We start from the raw sequence: 18209 nt of genomic DNA on the forward strand, positions 1-18209 counted from the left end.
ACTATTTGACCTCGACCACAGTGCCTTGCAACCGCTGCAAGGCTTCGTTCACCGCTTGCGGCATGAGCTGGCGCAGGCAGTTGTAATGGCCGAATCGGCAGGTGCGGTCGAAGCATGGGCTGCATTCGATGCCCAGGCGCACGATCTCGACATGTTCGGCCAGCGGCGGCGTGAAGCCCGGTGACGTCGAACCGTAGACCGCCACCAGCGGGCGGTTCAGCGCGGCGGCAACGTGCATCAGGCCAGAGTCGTTGGACACCACCGAATCGGCGCAGGACAGCAAGTCGATGGCCTCGGCCAACGAGGTACCGCCACTGAGGTTCACCGACTCTTCACGCAAGCCGGGAATCAGCCGCGAACGGATGTCTTCACCCACGGCATGATCGTTTTTCGAGCCGAACAGCCAGACTTGCCAGCCCTCGCGAATCTTCGCTTCAGCGACCTTGGCGTAGTGCTCGGACGGCCAGCGCTTGGACTCGCCGAACTCGGCACCGGGGCACAGGGCCAACACCGGGCGATCCAGGGCCAGGCCAAACTTGGCCAATGCCGCTTCGCGAGTCACCGGATCGATCCGCAGGCTCGGGCGCGGGTATGGCTTGGGCAGTTCAACGCCCGGCTCGTAGGCCAGGGCCATGAAGCGCTCGATCATCAGCGGGTAACGTTCTTTGTCCAGCGTACGCACGTCGTTGAGCAGGCCGTAGCGGAACTCGCCGCGCCAGCCGGTGCGCTTGGGGATGCCGGCAAAGAACGGCACCAGCGCTGACTTCAGGGAATTCGGCAGCAGGATCGCCTGGTCGTACTGGCCAGCCAGGGATTTGCCGATGCGCCGACGCGTCGCCAACTCCAGTGCGCCGTGGCCGAGCGGGAAGCTCAAGGCCTGGCGAACTTCGGGCATGCGCTCAAGAATCGGCCGGCTCCACTCGGGGGCCAGCACGTCGATTTCGCATTGCGGGTGGCGTTGCTTGAGGCACTGAAACAGTGTCTGCGCCATCACCATGTCACCGACCCAACTGGGCCCAACGATCAGAATTTTCATGTGGTTTCCATAAACGAACCGGGGAGGCCTACGCCTCCCCGCCTCGTGAATTCTACAAAACACTGCAAATCTACTGTGGGAGCGAGCCTGCTCGCGAAAGCGGCATGACCATCAGCATAGATGCTGGATGTGACGGCCTCATCGCGAGCAGGCTCGCTCCCACATTGGGTATTCGGTGTTGCAAATACCGTATTTCAGCTTAGCCCCAGCTCACGCCAGATCCGCATCACCTGTCGCCGTTCGTCCGCGAACTGGTCACCCGGTATCACTCCGGCATCCTTCTGCAAGGCCTGCCGGTGGGCGGCGGAGCGATAGGATTTATAAGCCTCACGCAACAGGCTGGCGTCCTCGACTGGCATCAGCCCGGCCTTCTCCAGCTCTTCCAGAATGCGGATGTTGTCCGTCCAGCGCAGCAATGGCGGGTGTGTTTCGGACCACGCCAGGGCCGCGTATTGCACCATAAATTCAATATCGACGATACCTCCGGCGTCCTGCTTGAGGTCGAAGGGCGCCGAGACTTCGAAGGCATTTGCCCCGGTGCCGGCCGCGGTACTCTTGCTGCCCAGGTTATCGCGCATCTTGGCACGCATCTCGCTGACCTCCTGGCGCAGGGTCGGCAGATCGCGTGCCTTGCCCAGGATCGAGGCGCGAACCTGCTCGAACGCCCGACCGACATCCTCGCTGCCGACCAGCACCCGCGCCCTTACCAGCGCCTGATGTTCCCAGGTCCAGGCTTCATTTTCCTGATAGCGGGCAAATGCCCCCAGCGAACTCACCAGCAGCCCGGATGCACCTGACGGCCGCAGACGCATGTCGACTTCATACAGCTGACCGGAGTTGGTCTGCGCCGTCAGCAGGTGAATGATCCGCTGCCCCAGCCGGGTGAAAAACTGCGCGCCATCGATCGACTTCGGCCCGTCGGTTTCTGCCTGTGGATCGCCATCATGGATGAACACCAGGTCCAGGTCCGAACCATGCCCCAATTCCAGGCCACCGACTTTCCCATAACCGACAATGATGAAGCCGGGATCGCACAACGTACCGTCGGTGCGCAGCGGTGTGCCGTACTTGGCGACCGTTTGCCGCCAGGCCAGGGCCAACACTTGCTCCAGGATCGCTTCGGCGAGCCAGGTCAGGTAATCGCTGACTTTCATCAATGGCAGGCTGCCGGCGATTTCCGAAGCGGCGACCCGCAAGCGGTGCGCCAGCTTGAAATGCCGCAAGGCTTCCATTTGCTGCTCGAGGTCGTCCTCGGGAATCCGCGTCAGGCGTTCGCGCAACTCGGCGGCCAGCTCCGGTGCCAACGGCGGCTTGAACAGCCGGCCCTCGTTGAGCAACTCATCGAGCAGCAACGGAAAGCGGGTGATCTGTTCGGCAATCCACGGGCTCGCCGCGCACAAGGTCAGCAAGCGTCGCAGTGCGCCGGGATTTTCCGTCAACAGCACCAGATAGGCAGAACGGCGCGCCACGGCTTCAACCAGTGGCAATACCCGCTCCAGCACCAGATCCGGGTTGGCATGCTCTACAGCCTGAGCCAGCAAGCGCGGGATAAAGGCATCGAGGCGTTCACGCCCCAGACGCTGCATGGCGCGCAACTGCGGGCTGCCGCGCAAGCTGGCCAACGCCTTCAACGCTTTACTGGCATCGGCGAAGCCGCCCTCCTGCAACTGACGGCAGGCGGCTTCTTCATCCTGGGCTTCCTCCCACAACGGCAGCCATTCACCGCCCACCACGACTTCGCTTTCGGCACCCTGCTCCTCGTCGGGATCGGCGATCACCTGGCCGAAATGCCAGGCCACCCGGCCACGCCAGTACATCAATTGCTCATGGAACGCCGACCAGTCGGCAAAGCCCAGCATGAAGGCGATGCGCGCCTGGTCCTGGGCGCCGTCGGGCAGCATTTGCGTCTGGCGATCGGCAATCGCCTGGATCGCATGCTCGGTGTATCTCAGGAACTCGTAACCTTCGCGCAGTTCATTGATCACCGCTGGCGGCAGGTACCCTTGACCTTCCAGCGTACTCAGCACTTTTAATAGTGGGCGCTGCTGCAGGCTCAGGTCTCGACCGCCATGAATCAGCTGGAAGGCCTGGGCAATGAACTCCACCTCGCGGATGCCGCCGGAGCCAAGCTTGATATTGTCCGCCATGCCCTTGCGCCGCACTTCCTGCTGGATGAGCTGCTTCATGGTGCGCAGCGCTTCGATGGCGGAAAAGTCCAGATAGCGTCGGTATACGAAGGGTCGCAACATCTCTTGCAGTTGCGCACCGGCCACTTGATCGCCAGCCACCACTCGTGACTTGATCATCGCGTAGCGCTCCCAGTCGCGCCCCTGGTCCTGGTAGTACTGCTCCAGCGCATTGAAACTCAGTACCAGCGCACCCGACGAACCATAAGGGCGCAGGCGCATGTCGACGCGAAACACGAAGCCGTCGACGGTCATCGGGTCCAGGGCCTTGATCAGGCGCTGGCCGAGACGAATGAAAAACTCCTGGTTATCCAGTGGGCGCTTGACCCCGACGGTTTCACCGCCTTCGGGGTAGGCAAAGATCAAGTCGATGTCCGACGACAGATTCAGTTCCACCGCACCCAGCTTGCCCATGCCGAGCACCACCATCTGCTGCGGCTCGCCGCTGCGCCGGCCGGTGGGTACGCCGAACTGCTGGCAATGCCGGGCGTACAGCCACTGATAGGCCAGGTCGATGCTCGCATCGGCCATGTCCGAGAGGTCGCGACAAGTCTGCACCAGATCGGCTTGGCGGGTTAGGTCGCGCCAGATGATCCGCACCTGATGACGCGCACGTTGACGACGCAACGCCCGTGCGAGTTGATCGTCTGTTTCGGCGGCGTCCACGGCGGCGCCAATCTGCGCGCGCATCTCGCCAGGGGCGAAGCTGCGGTCGAGTTCACCGGACTGCACCAGCGCCAGCAACAGAAGGGGGTCACGCACACTTTGTTCGGTGACGAAGTCGCTGGCAGCGGTGACGCGAGCGAATTGCGCCCAGCGTTCAGGGGGCCAGGCGCTCAGCCCATGGTCATCGTCCAGGGCGCTGACCGCGGTACGGAACGACTGCTCGGCACGGGTGACAAACGGCAAGAGAATGGCGGGCAGGTCGGCAAGCGGAGGCAGGCTCATGGTCTATCCTTGATCGGCGTGTGACGGGCTGCATGTAGTGAATCTCGCAAACCCACTACCTGAAGGAGTGTCGAACAAAAGTTAGAAATAGCTGAAAATTCTTTTTTATTGGCAGCCAGCATCAAGCTTTCACCTTTTTCGGTTGGCAAAAGACCAACCTTAACGATTATTCTCACAACGCAGCCGGGGGCCACAAGCCGCTCATCTGTAGTTTTACTACTCGTATATACATTAGCAAGGCTGAAATGCCGGATGATTTGTAGTAAAACTACACACCGCCGGAACAACCTATCGGCAATCCAAGAATTCATAACGTCTGCCCACAAGGCCAGTCGCTAACTCAGGCAACCGATTCTGGTAGCCTTTCCGCCCTGGAGCAAGCCATGCAAGACCTCGATCCCGTCGAAACCCAGGAATGGCTGGACGCCCTGGAATCGGTTCTCGACAAAGAAGGCGAAGACCGTGCTCACTATCTGATGACCCGTATGGGTGAACTCGCGACCCGCAGCGGTTCGCAGTTGCCTTACGCCATCACCACGCCTTACCGCAACACCATCCCGGTAACCCACGAAGCACGCATGCCTGGCGACCTGTTCATGGAACGCCGCATTCGCTCGCTGGTACGCTGGAACGCGATGGCCATGGTAATGCGTACGAACCTGAAAGATTCTGACCTCGGCGGTCACATCTCCAGCTTCGCTTCCAGTGCGACCCTGTATGACATCGGCTTCAACTACTTCTTCCAGGCCCCGACCGACGAACACGGCGGTGACCTGATCTACTTCCAGGGCCACACCTCGCCAGGCGTTTATGCCCGTGCGTTCATGGAAGGCCGCATCAGCGAAGAACAGATGAACAACTTCCGCCAGGAAGTCGACGGCCAGGGCTTGTCGTCCTATCCGCACCCTTGGCTGATGCCTGACTTCTGGCAGTTCCCGACGGTATCCATGGGTCTGGGCCCGATCCAGGCGATCTACCAGGCGCGCTTCATGAAGTACCTGGAAGCCCGTGGCTTCATTCCTGCCGGCAAGCAGAAAGTCTGGTGCTTCCTGGGCGACGGCGAGTGCGACGAGCCGGAATCCCTGGGCGCGATCTCCCTGGCTGGCCGCGAGAAGCTGGACAACCTGATCTTCGTCATCAACTGCAACCTGCAGCGCCTCGATGGCCCGGTTCGCGGCAACGGCAAGATCATCCAGGAACTCGAAGGCGTATTCCGCGGTGCCCAGTGGAACGTGACCAAAGTTATCTGGGGCCGTTTCTGGGACCCACTGCTGGCCAAGGACGTCGACGGCATCCTGCAACGCCGCATGGACGAAGTCATCGACGGCGAGTACCAGAACTACAAAGCCAAAGACGGCGCGTTCGTGCGTGAACACTTCTTCAACACGCCAGAACTCAAGGCGATGGTCGAAGACCTGTCCGACGACGAAATCTGGAAACTCAACCGTGGCGGCCATGACCCGTACAAGGTCTATGCGGCTTACCACGAAGCGGTCAACCACAAAGAACAGCCGACTGTCATCCTGGCCAAGACCATCAAGGGTTATGGCACCGGTGCCGGCGAAGCGAAAAACACTGCGCACAACACCAAGAAAGTCGATGTCGACAGCCTGAAGTTGTTCCGTGATCGTTTCGACATCCCTGTAAAAGACGAAGAACTGGAAAACCTGCCGTTCTTCAAGCCGGAGCCAAACAGCGCCGAAGCCCGCTACCTGAGCGAGCGCCGCACTGCACTGGGCGGTTTCGTGCCACAGCGCCGCGCACAAAGCTTCAGCGTTCCGACTCCGCCACTGGATACCCTCAAGGCCATCCTCGACGGTTCGGGCGATCGTGAAATCTCCACCACCATGGCGTTCGTGCGCATCCTCGCGCAACTGGTCAAGGACAAGGAAATCGGTCCGCGCATCGTGCCGATCATCCCGGACGAAGCCCGTACCTTCGGTATGGAAGGCATGTTCCGTCAGTTGGGCATCTACTCGTCCGTCGGCCAGCTCTACGAGCCAGTCGATAAAGACCAGGTGATGTTCTACAAGGAAGACAAGAAGGGCCAGATCCTCGAAGAAGGCATCAACGAAGCGGGCGCCATGAGCTCCTTCATCGCTGCCGGTACTTCGTACTCCAGCCACAACCAGCCAATGCTGCCGTTCTACATCTTCTACTCGATGTTCGGCTTCCAGCGTATCGGCGACCTGGCCTGGGCCGCTGGCGACAGCCGTACCCGTGGCTTCCTGATCGGCGGCACCGCCGGCCGTACCACCCTGAACGGTGAAGGCCTGCAACACGAAGACGGTCACAGCCACCTGCTGGCCGCGACCATCCCGAACTGCCGCACCTACGATCCAACCTACGGCTACGAGCTGGCGGTGATCATTCAGGACGGCATGAAGAAGATGACCGAAGAGCAACAGGACGTCTTCTACTACATCACCGTGATGAACGAATCGTACCAGCAGCCAGCCATGCCAGCCGGTGCCGAAGAAGGCATCAAGAAGGGCATGTACCTGCTGGAAGAAGACAACCGCGAAGCGGCGCACCACGTCCAGCTGATGGGCTCCGGCACCATCCTGCGTGAAGTCCGTGAAGCAGCGAAGATCCTGCGTGAAGAGTTCAACGTCGGCGCCGACGTGTGGAGCGTTACCAGCTTCAACGAACTGCGTCGCGACGGCCTGGCCGTTGAGCGCACCAACCGTCTGCACCCGGGCCAGAAGCCTAAGCTGAGCTATGTGGAAGAGTGCCTGAACGGCCGTAAAGGTCCGGTCATCGCCTCTACCGACTACATGAAACTGTTCGCCGAGCAGATCCGTCAGTGGGTACCGTCCAAGGAATTCAAAGTCCTGGGCACCGACGGTTTTGGCCGCAGCGACAGCCGCAAGAAACTGCGTCATTTCTTCGAAGTCGACCGTCATTTCGTGGTGTTGGCAGCCCTGGAAGCACTGGCTGACCGTGGTGACATCGAACCTAAGGTCGTGGCTGAAGCCATTGCCAAGTTCGGTATCAACCCGGAAAAACTCAACCCACTGGACTGCTGAGGAGAGATTCTGTGAGCGAACTCATTCGCGTACCTGACATCGGCAGCGGTGAAGGTGAAGTAATTGAACTGTTTGTGAAGGTCGGCGACCGCATCGAAGCCGAGCAGAGCATCCTGACGCTGGAATCGGACAAGGCGAGCATGGAAGTGCCTGCGCCGAAGGCCGGTATCGTCAAGAGCCTGAAAGTGAAGCTGGGCGATCGCCTGAAAGAAGGCGACGAGTTGCTGGAGCTGGAAGTCGAAGGTGCCGCTGCTGCGGCGCCCGCGGCTGCCGCTGCGCCTGCTGCAAAAGCAGAAGAGAAACCGGCCGCTGCCCCAGCGCCGGCCGCTCCTGCTGCTGCGCCTGCTGCCGCTTCGGTTCAGCAAGTGCACGTGCCGGACATCGGTTCGTCGGGCAAGGCCCAGATCATCGAGATCCAGGTCAAGGTCGGCGACACCGTCACGGCTGACCAGTCGCTGATCACCCTGGAATCCGACAAGGCCAGCATGGAAATCCCGTCGCCTGCCGCTGGCGTGGTCAAGGCCATCAGCGTCAAGCTCAACGACGAAGTCGGCACCGGCGACCTGATCCTGGACCTGGAAGTAGCAGGTGCTGCGGCACCGGCTGCTGCCGCTGCGCCTGCTCAAGCTGCTGCTCCTGCCGCCGCTGCTCCGGCACAGGCCGCTGCGCCTGCTGCACCGGTAGCCGACAGCGTCCAGGACATCCACGTACCGGACATCGGTTCGGCGGGCAAGGCCAAGATCATCGAAGTCCTGGTCAAGGCCGGCGACAGCGTTGAAGCCGACCAGTCGCTGATCACCCTGGAATCCGACAAGGCAAGCATGGAGATTCCATCGCCTGCCGCTGGCGTGGTGGAAAGCATCTCCGTCAAGCTGGACGACGAAGTCGGTACCGGCGACCTGATCCTCAAGCTGAAAGTCAAAGGTGCTGCCCCGGCCGCTGCTCCGGCACCAGCCGCTGCCGCTGCCGCGCCGAGCGCTGCTGCGCCAGCCGCTGCTGCTCCTGCTGCCGCCGCTCCTGCGGCTGCCGCACCGGTTGCCGCTCCAGCCCGGCCTGGCGCCAAGGTTCACGCCGGCCCTGCCGTGCGTCAACTGGCCCGCGAATTCGGTGTCGAGCTGAGCGCCGTTGGCGCCAGCGGTCCGCACGGTCGCATCCTGAAAGAAGACGTGCAGGTTTACGTCAAAGCCATGATGCAGAAGGCCAAGGAAGCACCGGCCGCTGCTGCTGGCGCCACCGGTGGCGCGGGCATCCCGCCGATTCCGGTCGTGGACTTCAGCCGCTTCGGTGAAATCGAAGAAGTGCCGATGACCCGCCTGATGCAGGTCGGCGCCGCCAACCTGCACCGCAGCTGGCTGAACGTGCCGCACGTGACGCAATTCGACTCGGCGGATATCACCGAGCTGGAAGCGTTCCGTACCGCCCAGAAAGCCGTTGCAGAGAAGGCCGGCGTCAAGCTGACCATCCTGCCGTTGTTGCTCAAGTCCTGCGCGCACCTGCTCAAGGAACTGCCGGACTTCAACAGCTCGCTGGCACCAAGCGGCAAGGCGATCATCCGCAAGAAATACGTGAACATCGGCTTCGCCGTCGACACTCCGGATGGCCTGCTGGTACCGGTCATCAAGAACGTCGACCAGAAGAGCCTGCTGCAACTGGCTGCCGAAGCGGCTTCCCTGGCTGAAAAAGCCCGGACCAAAAAGCTCTCGTCGGACGAGATGCAAGGCGCCTGCTTCACCATTTCCAGCCTCGGCCACATTGGCGGCACCGGCTTCACGCCGATCGTCAACGCGCCGGAAGTGGCGATCCTCGGTGTTTCCAAGGCAACCATCCAGCCAGTCTGGGACGGCAAAGCCTTCCAGCCGAAACTGATGCTGCCACTGTCGCTGTCCTACGATCACCGCGTGATCAATGGCGCCGCTGCTGCACGCTTCACCAAGCGCCTGAGCGACCTGCTGGCGGACATCCGCACCATCCTGCTGTAACACCGGCCGGCCCTCCTTCACTGGAGGGCCTGTCGCGTTTCACGTTTTCCGAGCGCCACGCTCGTACCTCAACCCCGCCAATTTGGCGGGGCTTTTTTTGCCCGGCGTTTTACCCCAATAGATCACTTCCTACATTTGTGGCTGATATCCCCCACAAGTCGAATCCGTTTCTGCCCGGTATTTTTCAAGGCCAAATAACTAGCCTGCTTGCACGGCCGTTCAAAGCCGATTGCGCCTTAATACAAACCGAATGGATTCGAACATGTTCAAACCAACAGTCGGGCCGATCATTGGCCACACCACAACTAACCATGCACGTATCTTTTTGCGAGGAGAAGCCAACAAAGACGCCCGTGCATTTGCCGGCATTCGCTATCGGCGACTGGGTGAAGAGGACTGGTCAACCGGAATTTTTGCTGAACTTGAGAGAGCCCGTGACATGTCTGCCGTCCTGGTTCTCAATGACCTTGCGGCCGACACCGTGCATGAATATCAGGCCGGCTGGTTCAATCCGATGAACCCTGTGCACTTTGTCGATACACCCCAGGCGCTGCCCTTGCAGTGGCCGGGACAGATCCATCGCCTGCGCACCCGCTCAAGCCAGGCGACACAACCGAAGGCCTATGTCGTGGGCTCTTGCCGGTATCTGCGACTCACCGCTGGCATAGCGGCAGACCCGCATCTGGGCGACAGGATGTTCGCGACAATATCAAGACTGGTCGAACAGGCCGATCCACCTGTCAGCGCCATGTTGATGACCGGTGACCAGATCTATGTCGATGATTTGAACCTCATTGCCCCGGACCGCGAACTCAAGGATATTCTTCACAAGTATCGCGTGGCCTTTTCACAGCCACACATTGCCAAGTTAATGTCAGCCCTGCCAACTTATATGATCCTCGATGATCATGAGATCGAAGACAATTGGCCGGCCAACAGAAGCAAGTCCGATGACTGTCTATATGCTAATGCGATAAATGCTTATGAGTTGTACCAGGCCAGCCATGGCCCGGCGCACGAACTCAGCGCCGATGGGCAAATCAACAGGAAGCTCGACAAATACTGGTACCTGTTCACCGACGGCGATATCGAGTGGTTTGTCAGCGACACCCGCACCCGACGCAATCTTGCGCCCAGCGACCGACGCATCCTCGATATCGAACAGGAACAGGCCCTGTGCACATGGCTGATCAACAGTTCGGCGCGGGTTAAATTCGTGGTCACCAGCGTGATGTTCTACCCCGACAGCAAACGCCCGGACAATGACGCCTGGCAGGGCTTTCCCGAACAACGGCTACGGCTGCTGGAAACGATTCGCGCACACGCGGTCAAGAATGTCTTCTTCGTTTCAGGCGACGTGCACGGCTCAATGACCAGCCGGCTGAGCCACAGCATGGACCCGAGATTCGACGTGCATACCATCGTCTCCTCGCCCCTGTGCAACAGTAAACTGTTGCCCTATGCCAAGGCCTCCACCTTCATCCTCGATCAACCCCTGGCCCGAACCGCGGCGGGGGATTACCGACACGAATTGACCAGCGAGGTGATCAGCCAGGATAACTTCGCGCACCTGGTCGTCGATTCGGAACGTGTTCATGTGCGTTATCACGACAGGGATGGCAACCTTTTGCAATCGATCGCCATCACGCTGCATTAAAAGCAAAGATCGCAGCCTGCGGCAGCCTCCTGCGGGTGTGCATCAACCCCTGTAGAGGCTGCCGCAGGCTGCGATCTTTTCGCCTCAATACAATCTTTCAGTCGAGTGCTGGAGAAATCGTCCCTGCTGCCGACATATTCTTATAGCACTTGGCCTTCATGTCTCTTGTCAGTCAGTGTCGCAATGATGCAACCTTGCCGCACGCAATAGTAAAGAGGGCGAGAGCCCGGCGCGATCAGCATATTCGAAGCGAGTTTCCCTCCATGAAAAGCCAACCCGATGCCGCCAGCCGTATGGTGGCCGAGGTAGTGACGCAGTTGCCTGTGCCCTCGCGGCTCGGCATGCTGCGTTTCGAACGGCTGAACGAACCAAGCTGGGCGCTGCTGTTTCTCGACCCCAACTGCGAACGCCAGTTTGGCCTGCCGGCCGTGGAACTGTGCGCCCTGGTCGGCTCGCCCTACGCCAGCCTGATGGAGCCGCAAGCTCGCTATCAGCTGCATGATGCGATTCAGGCGCAGTTGAGCGAGAGCACTCACTACCTGATCCGCTACACCTTGCACACCGCCTCTGGCTCGCTGAACCTGCTGGAAATGGGCGAAGCCTACAAACAACACAATCGCCACCTGCTGCGCGGATACCTGCTGGTCATCGACGGCCTGTTCGAAGATGACCCGTTGCTGCCGGCGCTGGACCTCGAAACCCAGAACTCGCGCCTGCAAATCGCCCTGGAGCTCAATCAGCGCGCCCAGCAGGAACAACTGCAGCATCTGGACCGGGTGCGCGCCCAACAGGACCTGATCCTGCTGCTGACCCGCCAGCGCTACAGCAGCAACAACTCCCTGCAGGAAGCCGCCGAACTGATCACCCGCAGTGCCTGCGAGATTTACCAGATCGACTGCGCCAGCCTATGGCATCTGGAAGGCTCGATGCTTGCGCCCATCTCGGCCTACCATCGCTCGACCCAGGAATACCTGTTGCCGGCGCCAATCGACGTCAGCATTTTTCCCGATTACCTCGACGCTTTGCATACCGGCCGCGCCATCGACGCCCACAATGCCATGCGCGACCCGCGTACCCGGGATATGGCCGAAAGCCTGCGTCCGCGGGATGTCAACGCGATGCTCGATGCCAGCATCCGCGTCGACGGCCAGGTGGTTGGCGTGCTGTGCCTGGAACAAACCGGTGCGACCCGCGCCTGGCAGTCGGACGAAATCGCTTTCGCCGGCGAACTGGCGGATCAGTTCGCCCAGGTCATCAGCAATCACAACCGTCGCACCGCCACCAGCGCCCTGCATCTGTTCCAGCGGGCGGTCGAGCAAAGCGCCAATGCCTTTTTGCTGGTCAATTGCGACGGCATCGTGGAGTACGTCAACCCGAGCTTCACGGCGATTACCCAGTACACCACCGAAGAAGTGCACGGCCAGCGCCTGGCGGAACTGCCGGCCCTGGAAAACCTCAGTGAACTGCTGTTCGACGCGCCCTCCGCGCTGGCCAAAAGCAACAGTTGGCAAGGCGAATTCAAGAGCCGCCGGAAAAACCTCGAACCCTACTGGGGCCAATTGTCGATATCCAAGGTCTATGGCGACAACCGCGAGTTGACCCATTACATCGGCATCTACGAAGACATCACCCAGACCAAGCTTGCCCAGCAGCGCATCGAGCGCTTGGCTTACACCGACAACTTGACCAATCTCGGCAACCGCCCGGCCTTCATCCGCAACCTCGACGAACGCTTCGCCCGCGACAGCGACGCACCGATCAGCCTGTTGCTGGTGGACATCGACAACTTCAAGCGGATCAACGACAGCCTCGGCCATCAGACCGGCGACAAACTGCTGATCAGCCTGGCCCGGCGCCTGCGTAACAGCCTCAACCCGGGGGGCAGCCTGGCGCGATTCGCCAGTAACGAATTCGCGGTCTTGCTCGACAACACGGGCCTTGAACTCGGGCAGCAGGTCGCCAACCAACTGCTCACGACCCTCGACAAACCGATGTTCGTCGACAACCAGTTGATCAGCGTGACCGGCTCGGTCGGCCTGGCCTGTGCGCCCTTGCATGGCCGTGACCCGCAAACCCTGATGCGCAACGCCGGGCTGGCCCTGCACAAGGCCAAGGCCAACGGCAAACATCAGGTGCAGGTCTTCACCGAAGCCCTGAACGCCGAGGCCAGTTACAAACTGTTCGTCGAGAACAACCTGCGTCGCGCCCTGACCCAGAACGAACTGGACGTGTTCTACCAACCCAAGCTCTGCCTGCGCAGCGGACGCCTGCTGGGGATGGAAGCGCTGCTGCGCTGGAATCACCCGGAAAAAGGCATGATCCGCCCGGACCAGTTCATCAGCGTCGCGGAAGAAACCGGTCTGATCATTCCGATTGGCAAATGGATCGCCCGCCAGGCCTGCCGCATGAGCAAGGCGCTGACCGCCGCCGGCCTGGGCAACCTGCAAGTGGCCATCAACCTGTCACCCAAACAGTTCTCCGACCCGGACCTGGTGGCGTCCATTGCCAACATCCTCAAGGAAGAAGCGCTGCCGTCGCGCCTGCTGGAGCTGGAACTGACCGAAGGCCTGCTGCTGGAAGCCACCGAAGACACTCACCTGCAACTCGACCAGCTCAAGCGCCTGGGCCTGACCCTGGCGATGGACGACTTCGGCACCGGTTACTCATCGCTCAGCTACTTGAAAAAATTCCCCATCGACATCATCAAGATCGATCGCAGCTTCATTCATGAAATCCCGGATAACCAGGACGACATGGAAATCACCTCCGCAGTGATCGCCATGGCCCACAACCTGAAACTCAAGGTCGTGGCTGAAGGCATCGAGACAGCCGAACAGCTAGCCTTCCTGCGTCGCCACCGTTGCGACGTTGGCCAGGGCTACCTGTTCGACAAACCGATCCCGGGCCTCGACCTGATCGACAGGCTCAAACGCTATCCGCGCGGCCCGATCGCCTGACAGCGAGGCAACACTCGGGCACACTGCATCTCTAACTATTTCAATGACTGAGAGGACTGAAGATGGTTCTGCGCTCGGAAATTCTGGTGAACAAAAACGTGCTCCCTACTAAAGAACAAGCTCTGCCTGGCCGCGAAACTCCCATGACCGTGCCGGAAAAACACTTCGTCCACGACGCCCCACTGCTGGGCCCGTTCTCGATGGACGTGGATTTCGCGATCTTCGGCCTTGGCTGCTTCTGGGGCGCGGAACGCAGGTTCTGGCAGCGTGAAGGCGTGGTCAGTACGGCCGTGGGTTACGCTGGCGGCTTCACCCCGAACCCGACTTACGAAGAAGTCTGCTCTGGCTTGACCGGTCATAGCGAAGTCGTGCTGGTGGTCTACGAGCCGGCAAAGGTCAGCTACGAAGCGCTGCTGAAGATGTTCTGGGAACTGCACAACCCGACTCAGGGCATGCGCCAGGGCAATGACCTCGGCACCCAGTACCGCTCGGTGATCTACGCCACCAACCCGACCCAGCTGGAAGCCGCGAAAAAAAGCGCGCAGGTGTTCCAGGTCGAACTGACCAAGGCGGGTAAAGGCATCATCACCACCGAAATCGACGAAGCACCGACGTTCTTCTTCGCCGAGGCGTATCACCAGCAGTACCTGGCGAAAAACCCGGAAGGCTATTGCGGGATTGGCGGTACTGGCGTGACCTGCCCGATCTAACCGCTTGATCGTTCCCACGCTCCGCGTGGGAATGCAGCCAGGGACGCTCCGCGTCCCAAAAGCGTGACGCAGAGCGTCACATGAGGCATTCCCACGCGGAGCGTGGGAACGATCATCGCCTTATTCGGCAATCAACCAATCCATCCGCCACCCGCCCTGGGTCTGCACAAGCTTCTCGGACAACCACGGCAGCAGCTCACGCAACTCTTCCTCCAGCCCCCACGGCGGATTGGCAATCGCCAGGCCAGAACCGTTCAGGCTGTTCGGCGTATCCAGCGGATGCACCAGCAACTCCACGCGCAACAACTTCGGCGCACCGGTACCAGCCAAATCTTGATAGAAGCGACGCAACGCGCGCTGATCCTTCACCGGGTACCAGATCGCCGCCACAGTCTGGCGCATCCGCCCAACCGCCTCTTTCAAGGACGCCGCGCAGCGCTGCATCTCGTCGAGCTTTTCAAACGGCGGATCGATCAACATCACCGCCCGCTTCTCCGGCACCGGCAGCAACGCCCGCGGCACATGCCAGCCTTCGCCAAGATGCACCTTGACCCGCCGATCACCGGCCATGTTGTCCTTGAGCAACAAGCCATCTTCCGGATGCTTCTCGTTGAGCAACACACGGTCCTGCGGACGAGTCAGGCGCCGCGCCAACTCCGGCGACCCCGGGTAATAGCGCAATTGGCCATCCGGGTTCATCTCGTGCAGCACCTGCATGTAATCAGCGGTCAGGATCGGCAGATCCGGCTGATCCCACAAACGCGCGATGCCCTCCAGGTACTCACCGGTACGGCTGGCCTGATCGCCTTGAAGGTCGTACAGACCAATGCCGGCGTGCGTATCGAGATAGGCAAACGGCTGCTCCTTGCGCGACATCAGGGCGATGAGGCGGGTCAAGGTCAGGTGTTTGAACACATCGGCGTGATTGCCGGCATGGAAGGCGTGGCGATAATTCATGGTTGCTCCTGCGAAGGCCGGCAAGTTTACCTTTTACTGGGCGGCAAGTCAGGGGCTCGCGGCTGAGTGGCCAACCCACCCCACTTCCCCCCTGTGGAGCTGCCGAAGGCGGCGATCTTTTGATCTTGAACTTGTTGAATACCTACGCTCCCGTCGAAGGCCGCGCCCGCAACCGCCGTCCAACAACATCCAGCACATCGCAGCCATCGCGCAACGGAATGGCGCAGAGCAAGGCAAAGTCGCTGAGGATAAAAGACTCGCACTCGATGGAGCCGCGCATGGACAGGTTTTCAAGGACTTGGGTTACTGCGCGGATTCTGTAGTTTGCGGCGTCGGTGAGGATATCGAGTGGCGCGTGGGTGTCGACGAACAGCGTGGGCATGTCGGTGCAGTTGCTGGTCAATGCCATGAAGCGGTTGTCGGGATGGGGGATCGGCTTTTCGTAGGGTGGATCGGGATGAATGGCTTTCATATTTTATCCTCTGGTAGAAGCGGGGCTACCATCGGCCTTCCTACGGGCTTGGGTGGCAGCCATACGCGGGGTAGGAATATCGAGACCAGAGAACTCGACCACGCCGAAGCGTGCCCGCGCACAGCCGCCGCAACAGATCTTACGGGTGCACGTTAGTGGCCGCAAATCAGTGTCGACGCCAAAGCGTTTCTTGGTCTTAACGGGTTCCTACACCCCACCACTGAATTGTCAGTGACTACCAAAGACTATCCATGAAACCCCAGCACCACCAGTTCATGGAAACCGCTACGTCTTGAAGGAAACGTCCTAGGACCTTGCCCGGAAATTTCGTAAGCCTGACGCCCCTAAAAAAAACGGCCCGTCTCCTGCAGGAGACGGGCCGTTTTTTGCGGCAGGTCAGAGCCTCAGCTCATCCCCATCACTTGTTCAGACGGAAATCCGCCTCGGCCGCAGCAAAGCGCTGCAGCATGCCGGCAGTCGGCGTGCCCAGCTTGCTGACGATGTAGATCGCCAGGCTGGCGAAGATGAAGCCAGGGATGATTTCGTACAGGCCCAGCAGTTCGAAGTGCTTCCAGACGATCACGGTGATCGCGCCGACCAGGATACCGGCCAGTGCGCCGTTGCGGGTCATGTCTTTCCAGATCACGGAGATCAGTACGACCGGGCCGAATGCAGCACCAAAGCCAGCCCAGGCGTAGCTCACCAGGCCCAGTACGCGGTTTTCCGGGTTAGACGCCAGAGCGATGGCCACCAGGGCAACCAGCAGCACCATGGCACGGCCAACCCAGACCAGTTCAACCTGGGAAGCGGTTTTACGCAGGAAGGTCTTGTAGAAGTCTTCGGTCAGGGCGCTCGAGCACACCAGCAATTGGCAGCTCAGGGTGCTCATGACCGCCGCGAGGATGGCCGACAGCAGGACACCGGCGATCCACGGATTGAACAGGATTTTCGCCAGCTCGATGAACACGCGCTCGTGGTTTTCGGTCACAGGACCGGCCACGTCAGGGTGTGCCGAGAAGTAAGCGATCCCGAAGAAGCCTACCGCCACGGTACCGCCCAGGCACAGGATCATCCAGGTCATGGAGATGCGACGGGCGTTGGCGATCGACTTCACCGAATCGGCCGCCATGAAACGCGCCAGGATGTGCGGCTGGCCGAAGTAGCCCAGGCCCCAGCCCATCAGCGAAATAATGCCGATGAACGTGGTGTTTTTCAGCATGTCGAAGTTGCTGGCGTCTTGCGCTTCGATGGCCAGGAACGTGGTGTCGACGCCACCGGTGGCCAAGAGCACGATGATCGGTGTCAGCAACAGGGCGAAGATCATCAGGGTCGCTTGTACGGTGTCAGTCCAGCTGACCGCCAGGAAACCGCCGACGAAGGTGTAGGCAATCGTCGCCGCAGCACCGGCCCACAGCGCAGTCTCGTAGGACATGCCGAAGGTGCTTTCGAACAGACGGGCGCCGGCCACGATGCCGGAAGCGCAATAGATGGTGAAGAACACCAGGATCACAACGGCGGAAATGATCCGCAGCAAGCCGCTTTTGTCTTCGAAACGGCTGGCAAAGTAGTCCGGCAGGGTCAGTGCATCACCGTTGTGCTCGGTTTGCACGCGCAGACGGCCGGCGACGAACAGCCAGTTCAGGTAAGCGCCGACGATCAGGCCGATGGCGATCCAGCTTTCGGATAGACCGGACATATAGATAGCGCCGGGCAAACCCATCAGCAACCAGCCGCTCATGTCGGAGGCACCGGCGGACAGTGCGGTCACCACGCTACCCAGGCTACGGCCGCCCAGGATGTAGTCGGAAAGGTTGTTGGTGGAGCGATAGGCCATCAAGCCGATCAGCACCATTGCTGCGATGTAGATCACGAACGTGATCAGGGTTGGATTGCTTACGCTCATTTAAGTGACGCCCTGGCTTTGTTTTTATGTAGCGGCGGCTGGTGAACCGCTCGCAAACGCATACGTTTGACAGACGATCCGGATTCCCGCGCATTTATGACTGATGTTTCCCCAGGAAAGCCATCAGCCGGAGCACCTGAACCAAAGTTCGGGTTGCACCTAGGGCGCGAATGCTATTCAACAAAGCAAATAAGGTGCAACCAGTTTCTCCAGAATAAGTTGCACCCAGTCGGAAAAAAGTTTGAAACCCGGTTTTTTGCTCCTTTTCGGAGCAAGGGCGACGCTCAGCCAACTCAAAAAGCACCAAGCAGAAGCGGCACTTGCGTACCAGAAATTTTTTCCTGACGAGCTGCGTAACATTCCGACAAAAAAAGG

Annotated in this window: 10 protein-coding genes; 5 read left to right on the forward strand and 5 right to left on the reverse strand. The window is 60.2% G+C overall.

Annotation, left to right across the window (positions count from 1 at the left end; genetic code table 11):
• Position 1: 1 nt before the first annotated feature.
• Both waaF and glnE read right to left on the reverse strand, forming a co-directional pair.
• Positions 2 to 1036, reverse strand: a complete 1035-nt coding sequence (gene waaF / locus BKX96_RS21395) for a lipopolysaccharide heptosyltransferase II (RefSeq protein WP_046819891.1) — start codon at positions 1034 to 1036, stop codon at positions 2 to 4.
• Between the two features lie 194 nt (positions 1037 to 1230).
• A complete protein-coding gene (gene glnE / locus BKX96_RS21400) occupies positions 1231 to 4170 on the reverse strand; it encodes a bifunctional [glutamate--ammonia ligase]-adenylyl-L-tyrosine phosphorylase/[glutamate--ammonia-ligase] adenylyltransferase (RefSeq protein ID WP_077185418.1) in 2940 nt (979 codons plus the stop codon).
• Between the two features lie 383 nt (positions 4171 to 4553).
• On the opposite strand from glnE, the gene aceE reads away from it, so the two are divergent.
• From aceE to msrA, 5 genes are all read left to right on the forward strand, one after another.
• A complete protein-coding gene (gene aceE / locus BKX96_RS21405; protein ID WP_046819893.1) occupies positions 4554 to 7199 on the forward strand; it encodes a pyruvate dehydrogenase (acetyl-transferring), homodimeric type in 2646 nt (881 codons plus the stop codon).
• Positions 7200 to 7210: 11 nt separating this feature from the next.
• Complete coding sequence (gene aceF / locus BKX96_RS21410) at positions 7211 to 9178, forward strand: dihydrolipoyllysine-residue acetyltransferase (protein ID WP_077185419.1); 1968 nt, start codon at positions 7211 to 7213, stop codon at positions 9176 to 9178.
• Positions 9179 to 9440: 262 nt separating this feature from the next.
• A complete protein-coding gene (locus tag BKX96_RS21415; protein WP_077185420.1) occupies positions 9441 to 10835 on the forward strand; it encodes an alkaline phosphatase D family protein in 1395 nt (464 codons plus the stop codon).
• Between the two features lie 263 nt (positions 10836 to 11098).
• Complete coding sequence (locus tag BKX96_RS21420) at positions 11099 to 13792, forward strand: putative bifunctional diguanylate cyclase/phosphodiesterase (RefSeq protein WP_077185421.1); 2694 nt, start codon at positions 11099 to 11101, stop codon at positions 13790 to 13792.
• 62 nt (positions 13793 to 13854) lie between these two features.
• Positions 13855 to 14502: a peptide-methionine (S)-S-oxide reductase MsrA gene (gene msrA, locus BKX96_RS21425; protein WP_046819897.1), complete on the forward strand. Its 648-nt coding sequence runs from the start codon at positions 13855 to 13857 to the stop codon at positions 14500 to 14502.
• Between the two features lie 120 nt (positions 14503 to 14622).
• Here msrA and BKX96_RS21430 read toward each other — a convergent pair whose 3' ends face one another.
• From BKX96_RS21430 to putP, 3 genes are all read right to left on the reverse strand, one after another.
• Positions 14623 to 15459 (reverse strand): 23S rRNA (adenine(2030)-N(6))-methyltransferase RlmJ, encoded by an 837-nt coding sequence (locus BKX96_RS21430; protein WP_077185422.1) that lies wholly within the window; start codon positions 15457 to 15459, stop codon positions 14623 to 14625.
• 142 nt (positions 15460 to 15601) lie between these two features.
• The gene (locus BKX96_RS21435) at positions 15602 to 15931 is read right to left on the reverse strand and encodes a hypothetical protein (protein WP_077185423.1); all 330 of its coding nucleotides are present in this window, start codon (positions 15929 to 15931) and stop codon (positions 15602 to 15604) included.
• Positions 15932 to 16349: 418 nt separating this feature from the next.
• Positions 16350 to 17834: a sodium/proline symporter PutP gene (gene putP, locus BKX96_RS21440; RefSeq protein WP_046819899.1), complete on the reverse strand. Its 1485-nt coding sequence runs from the start codon at positions 17832 to 17834 to the stop codon at positions 16350 to 16352.
• Positions 17835 to 18209 lie beyond the last annotated feature (375 nt).

Source organism: Pseudomonas putida (assembly GCF_001976065.1).
In the GTDB taxonomy this organism is placed as follows: domain Bacteria; phylum Pseudomonadota; class Gammaproteobacteria; order Pseudomonadales; family Pseudomonadaceae; genus Aquipseudomonas; species Aquipseudomonas serbica.